Here is a 1,045-nt window from a genome sequence, read left to right on the forward strand (position 1 = left end):
GATGGCTGGGCTAGCTGGATTCGAACCAACGCATGACGGAGTCAAAGTCCGTTGCCTTACCGCTTGGCTATAGCCCAATAATACATACTATATTAACATATCCCAACTTCAGGTTTTTAAACCCGATTTTCAAAAATGAATGGTGGAGGGGGGCAGATTCGAACTGCCGAACCCTAAGGAGCGGATTTACAGTCCGCCGCGTTTAGCCACTTCGCTACCCCTCCACAAAAGTGAAGACAGTGCCGGCAAGAGGACTTGAACCCCCAACCTACTGATTACAAGTCAGTTGCTCTACCAATTGAGCTACACCGGCATATAATTTTTGTGATCAAATAATTTTGTGATCAAATACCGTTCCTGCTTGATAAGGTCGCCCAGACCTCAGGATGCTTAGTCAAGAAACAGCTCGATCTGTGCGCTGAAGTAATTTCAGGAAGCATTTTCGATCGTGCTCTGCCAATTGAGCTACACCGGCATATAAAATTGTAATGGTGGAGGATGACGGGATCGAACCGCCGACCCTCTGCTTGTAAGGCAGATGCTCTCCCAGCTGAGCTAATCCTCCATGGTTTCGGCTTGCGATGAGCGGCGCATTGCGCTGTCGCTTTCGTTCACTCACATCCTCATGCACTTATGTGCACTCCGGTGTTCGCTCACTCGGCTCCTAGCACTGCTTGCTTCTCCCAACCCTCTTACGTTTACTTTATTGGGTGGTGTTTCGGCTTGCGATACGCAGCGCATTGCGCTGTCGCTTTACGGACTTGCATATGTATGAATCTGCCTGTCCCTATGTATATGGTGACCCGTACGGGATTCGAACCCGTGTTACCGCCGTGAAAGGGCGGTGTCTTAACCGCTTGACCAACGGGCCGATAAATGAAAAAAAACATCAGTAAGCTTCCAACCGGGCTCGAACCGGTGACCTCTTCCTTACCATGGAAGCACTCTACCTACTGAGCTATGGAAGCATGGCTCCGCAGGCAGGACTCGAACCTGCGACCGATCGGTTAACAGCCGATAGCTCTACCACTGAGCTACTGCGGAA

General features: G+C 50.2%; 7 tRNA genes. All 7 read right to left on the reverse strand.

What is annotated here, in order from left to right:
• Positions 1 to 2 precede the first annotated feature (2 nt).
• Positions 3 to 77: transfer RNA gene (locus tag GKZ89_RS20770), tRNA-Gln, on the reverse strand.
• A 63-nt stretch (positions 78 to 140) separates the two neighbouring features.
• Positions 141 to 224 (reverse strand) — tRNA-Tyr (locus GKZ89_RS20775).
• 16 nt (positions 225 to 240) lie between these two features.
• A tRNA-Thr gene (locus GKZ89_RS20780) sits at positions 241 to 313 on the reverse strand.
• A 176-nt stretch (positions 314 to 489) separates the two neighbouring features.
• A tRNA-Val gene (locus tag GKZ89_RS20785) sits at positions 490 to 565 on the reverse strand.
• Positions 566 to 796: 231 nt separating this feature from the next.
• Positions 797 to 871: transfer RNA gene (locus GKZ89_RS20790), tRNA-Glu, on the reverse strand.
• A 24-nt stretch (positions 872 to 895) separates the two neighbouring features.
• Positions 896 to 968 (reverse strand) — tRNA-Thr (locus GKZ89_RS20795).
• 1 nt (position 969) lies between these two features.
• A tRNA-Asn gene (locus GKZ89_RS20800) sits at positions 970 to 1,044 on the reverse strand.
• Position 1,045 lies beyond the last annotated feature (1 nt).

Source organism: Metabacillus mangrovi (genome assembly GCF_009711125.1).
In the GTDB taxonomy this organism is placed as follows: domain Bacteria; phylum Bacillota; class Bacilli; order Bacillales; family Bacillaceae; genus Metabacillus_B; species Metabacillus_B mangrovi.